The sequence below is a fragment of the Roseateles sp. P5_E11 genome (genome assembly GCF_054049355.1).
Window position 1 is genome coordinate 1 of sequence record NZ_JBFUMO010000438.1, and the last position, 5,052, is coordinate 5,052.

4 protein-coding genes are annotated in these 5,052 nt (G+C 69.7%); all 4 read right to left on the minus strand.

What is annotated here, in order from left to right:
• Positions 1-17: 17 nt before the first annotated feature.
• Complete coding sequence (locus ACXJKR_RS23985) at positions 18-311, minus strand: septum formation initiator family protein (RefSeq protein WP_056196809.1); 294 nt, start codon at positions 309-311, stop codon at positions 18-20.
• A 3-nt stretch (positions 312-314) separates the two neighbouring features.
• Positions 315-1,601: a phosphopyruvate hydratase gene (gene eno / locus ACXJKR_RS23990; RefSeq protein ID WP_056196812.1), complete on the minus strand. Its 1,287-nt coding sequence runs from the start codon at positions 1,599-1,601 to the stop codon at positions 315-317.
• Positions 1,602-1,699: 98 nt separating this feature from the next.
• Positions 1,700-2,962, minus strand: coding sequence for a DUF3999 family protein (locus ACXJKR_RS23995; protein WP_457324946.1), 1,263 nt, complete (start codon positions 2,960-2,962; stop codon positions 1,700-1,702).
• A partial coding sequence (locus ACXJKR_RS24000; RefSeq protein WP_457324947.1) for a DUF2339 domain-containing protein occupies positions 2,943-5,052 on the minus strand: 2,110 nt, incomplete at its 5' end. The genes ACXJKR_RS24000 and ACXJKR_RS23995, both read right to left, overlap by 20 nt.

The window sequence follows — 5,052 nt, forward strand, 5'->3', positions numbered from 1 at the left end:
CCAGATGGTGGCGAGCATCAGCGCTTGATGGAAGACGCTGCAGCCGGCGCCAGCGGCACGAAGACTTCGTCGGACTTGATCATGCCCAGCTCGAAGCGGGCCTTCTCCTCGACCATCTCCAGGCCTTCGCGCAGATCACGCAGTTCGGCCTGCAACTGGGCGTTGCGGGCTCGGGCCTTGTCGTTGTCGGCCTGGGCCTGGCTCAGCTCCTCCCGGAGCTGAGCGACGTGCGGAATGCTGCCCCGGCCCACCCAGAGCTGGGCTTGGATGGCGATCAGGAAGATCGCCAGGACCGCGGCAAGCGCCTTCAAGCTTTACTTGAGGTTGTAGAAGGCGGCACGGCCGGGATAGAAGGCGACGTCGCCCAGGTCTTCCTCGATGCGCAGCAGCTGGTTGTACTTGGCCATGCGGTCCGAGCGCGACAGCGAACCGGTCTTGATCTGGCCGGCATTCAGGCCGACGGCGATGTCGGAGATGGTGCTGTCCTCGGTCTCGCCCGAACGGTGCGAGATGACGGCGGTGTAGCCCGCGCGCTTGGCCATCTCGATGGCGGCGAAGGTCTCGGTCAGCGTGCCGATCTGGTTGATCTTGATCAGGATGGAGTTGGCAATGCCCTTGGAAATGCCTTCCTGCAGGATCTTGGTGTTGGTGACGAACAGGTCGTCACCAACGATCTGCACGTTCTTGCCCAGGCGGTCGGTCAGGATCTTCCAGCCGTCCCAGTCGCCTTCGGCCATGCCGTCTTCGATGGAGATGATGGGGTACTTGTCGACCCAGGTGGCCAGCATGTCGGTCCACTCCTGCGCGGTCAGCTGGATGCCGCCTTCGCCTTCGAGCACGTACTTGCCGTCCTTGTAGAACTCRCTCGCGGCGCAGTCCAGGGCGATGGCGATCTGGTCGCCGGCGCGGTAGCCGGCCTTGTCGATGGCCTGCAGGATCAGCTGGATGGCTGCTTCATGGCTCTCGACGCTGGGCGCGAAGCCGCCTTCGTCGCCCACTGCGGTGGAGATGCCCTTGTCGTGCAGGATCTTCTTCAGCGCGTGGAAGACCTCGGCACCCCAGCGCAGCGCTTCACGGAAGCTCGGCGCGCCCACGGGGACGATCATCAGTTCCTGCAGGTCCAGCGAATTGTTGGCGTGGGCGCCGCCGTTGATGACGTTCATCATCGGCACCGGCAGCTGGCAGCCATTCATGCCGCCGAAGTAGCGGTACAGCGGCAGGCCCGACTCTTCCGCCGCGGCGCGGGCCACGGCCATTGACACGGCCAGCATGGCGTTGGCGCCCAGGCGGCTCTTGTTCTCGGTGCCGTCCAGGTCGATCAGCGTCTTGTCCAGGAAGGCCTGCTCGGAGGCGTCCAGGCCCAGCACGGCCTCGGAGATCTCGGTGTTGATGTGCTCGACGGCCTTCAGCACGCCCTTGCCCAGGTAACGGCTCTTGTCGCCGTCGCGCAGCTCGATGGCCTCGCGCGAACCGGTGGACGCACCCGACGGCACGGCCGCGCGGCCCATGACGCCGGACTCCAGCAGCACGTCGCATTCGACGGTGGGATTGCCGCGGCTGTCGAGGATTTCTCGGCCGACGATGTCAACGATTGCGCTCATGGGGTTGTCTCCAGGAAGTGAAAAATTCGGGCGGGCGCAAGTGTGCCAAGCGGGCGTTACCGTGTCACAACAAGCGGCCGGTGCGTTGGGGCGGGAGTTTAAGTGCTGGGCTGCGTCGGTCCCTGGCGCCATAGCCGCCAGGTGACGGCCGCGAGCAGCACGACGCCCACGCCCAGCACGGCCCACAGCAGCAGGCGGCGCGGGGGTAGAGCGGGTTCCGCGGCTGGCATGGCCTGGGGTGTGAAGGCGCCAAGCTGGGCTCGGCCCAGGCGGGCCTGCTCACGCTGCCAGTCGGGCACCACTTCGGCCAGCGAGCGCGGGCCGGTCTCTGGCGCTGCGGCGCCCACCTGCAGGCTGAAAGGCGGTTCGCCCTGGGCAGCCCACACGAGGCGGGTGACGCGCACGGCCCAGTCCAGGCGCAGGCTGTCGGCGGGCGGCAATGCGGTGCCGCGCGGCGGCAGCAGACGCAACTCGCTGGCACCGATGCCCAGCGGTAACGCAGGGGCGATGTCGGCGGGGGCATCGCCGCGGTCCACGCGGTAGAACACGCTGCGAGTCACGGTCTGCCAGGGCGCTTTCGGGCCCGAGCGCGTCTGCACCTGCACGGGCAGGACCCAGGTGCCCCGCGTGCCGGCCAAGCTCAGGCTCAGCAGGGGCTGTGGGCCGCCGAGCGGGATGACCCAGCCGCCATCGGCATCTGGCGCGGGCAAGGGCGAGCTGCGAACCAGCTGCTGCGGCGCTGCGCCAGCGGGTTGGGCCAGCAGGAAGGCGGCCTCGGGCTGCACGGCGCGCGTGGCGTCGTCCCACACCAGGCGCAGATAGCGTTGCGGACGGCCTGGCAGGGTGACCAGCGGCTGGGCCAGCGGCGCGCCGTCGGTCGTGCGCAGGCCCAGCAACTGACCGGTTCCCAGCACTTGCCAGGCTTGCAGGTCGGGGCTGGTCTCCAGCCGGTAGCCGGCCTGGAAAGCTGCGGCGTCGGTGGGCCAGCGCAGCCGCAGTTGGCGGGGCTCGGCCGGCCATTGGGCCGGCTCGCCCAGGTCCAGCAGCCAGCCGGCGGGAAGCCGATGACGTGGTGCCGACGCGGCGACCGGCGCCGGCGGCAGCGCGGCCAGCTTCAGCTCGCGCTCGGGCATGGTCAGCAGCTCGTCCGGCAGCAGCGCGAAGGGCACGCGGCGGCCCTGGGCGTCGAGCAGCTGCCAGTCGCGCAGGTCGCTGCCCAGGCTGTGCTGCCAGGCTTCGGCCGTGGCATCCAGCGTCAGGAAGGGCGCGGGTTGGGTGATCTGCACCGGCGCGCGGTGCGGGCTGGCTGTGGCCGATGTGGCGGCCAGCAGCACCAACAGCTCAAGAAGGCTTTTTCTCATCTTGTGTAGAGCCCKGCAAAGGCGCGATATAGCCGATGACCAGCATCAACACACCCACGCCGATGAAGGAGACGATGCGCAGCACGGTGCCGCTGCCCTGCAGGTCGAACAGCATCAGCTTCAGCACGACGGCACCCAGCAGCACGGCGCCGGCCAGCCAGGGCGCGCGCTGGTGGCGGCGCGTGCCCAGCAGCATCAGCACCAGGGCCAGGGCGCTCCACAGCAGTGCCAGACCCGTCTGCACGCCGCGGGACTCGAGCCAGCCGTCGACCTGATAGGGCACATCGCCCCAGTGATGGAAGCAGCGGATCAGCATGCCGTTGAGCCAAAGGAAGGCCAGGGCTGCCGGCACAGCCAGCGAGGAAGGCGGCAGCCTGAGCGCGGCAGCAGCCGGGCTGCGCAGCCAAGCGACGACGGCCAGCAGCGCCGCGGCGATGCCGAGATCGAGTGGATTCAGCACCGGGATGTAGGGCAGAGGCTGGGCAGTGCCGGGGCTGGCCCAGTTGGCGATCAGCACCCAGGCCGAAAGTGCCAGGCTCAGCACGGCAGCGCCCACCTGGGCATAGGCCGCAGGCGCCAGGCGCAGTGGCCAGGCCTGTTGATCGGCAGGGCGACGCTGCTGGCGCAGCACGGCAGCCAGCAGCAGCGCCGGCACCAGCAGCCAGCCCAGCCAACCCCAGGCACTGCCGGGGTCGCCGAGGTCGGCCGTCCAGTGGCGGCCCTGCAGCGCGCCGAGCAGCGCAAATGCCAGCAAGCTGCCGGCATGCGTGGCGTTGCGCAGCAGCGCGGGCCAGTGCAGCGCCGTGCGTTGCAGCACGAGTGCCTGCGCAACCCAGGCCAGCGGCAGCGCCCACAGCCCACCGGCCGACAACGGCGCGTCGTGCAATACCGTGCCGGCGACACCGAGCAGCCCCCAAGCCGGCAGGAGAAGCGCCGTCGGCCACGCGGCTGTCGGCCAGCGCCACAGCGCCTGCAAGCCCAGCAGCACGGCGCTGACGGCAGCGATCAGTGCGACGCTGACGGCCCACTCGTGCGATGCCGACACCCATTGGTCGAGCACGATGCCCGCCGCGACTGCGAGCCACGCCGTGCCCCAGCCGACCAGCGCGAACGCGATGCCTGCATGCCACGGTCGGCTATCGTCGCGGCCCAGGAAGCGCGAGGCGCCCAGCCCGGCGGCGGCGATCAAGAGCGCATTCAACAGCTGCGACGGCGCATGGAGGCCGTCGGGGTCGCCGCGGGACATCGACCACAGCAGCGTGAAGCCGCCCAGCGCCATCAGTGCCAGGCCGCTGGCGAGTACGCGCAGCCGGCCTTGGCGCAAGCCCAGCCAGACGGCGCCGACACCTTCCAGTGCCCAGGCACCGGCCGTAGCCTCGGCGCTGAGCGCGAATGGAATGACCAGCGTGCCGAACACGGCGCCGAGCGCGATGAAAGCCTCGAACACCAGGGCATGGGCCGGGCGGCGCCGCACCCAGGCGGCCAGGCCCGCGTAGGCCGCGCCAATCAGCAGCGCAGCAAAGGCGATGGCCATCGAGTCGGGCTTGAGCAGCGCGTACTGCATCGCCGAAGCGAAAACAGGCACGCCGAACAACAGCGTGGCTTGCAGCCAGACCTCGGGTGCTTGTGCGCGGCGGCCCGGCATCAGCAGCACGGCGGTGAACAGCAGCCAGAAGGCGATCAGGAAGCCCTGGGCGACGGCGTAGTCGGCGGGCGTATAGGCCGTCAGTCCCCAGGCACTCGCGATGAGGGCGGTGAAGCTGAAGGCGATCAGGTTCAGGCGCGGCCAGTGCTTGAACCAGGCGACCAGCGCCACACCCAGGCCGAGCACGAAGTCATAGCCCAGCAGCATGGCGATGGCGCCGCCGCCGGTGGACAGCAGCAGCGGTGTGGCATAGCCGCCCAGGGCGGCGACGACGGCCAGCGCCTGCGCATCCTGCTTGACGGCCAACAGTGCGGCCAGCAACGAGACGGTGAGCATCAGCGCGAACACCAGGGCCAGCGGCTCCAGGCCGGCCAGCTTCACGGCGGCAAACAGCGTCAGGTAGACAACGGCCACGCCGCCGCCTTGCAGCAGCAGACCGTAGGCC

Coding starts and splice junctions, on each gene's coding strand:
- ACXJKR_RS23995 (WP_457324946.1), bottom strand. CDS start 2,962: ATGAGAAAAAGCCTTCTTGAGCTGTTGGTGCTGCTGGCCGCCACATCG.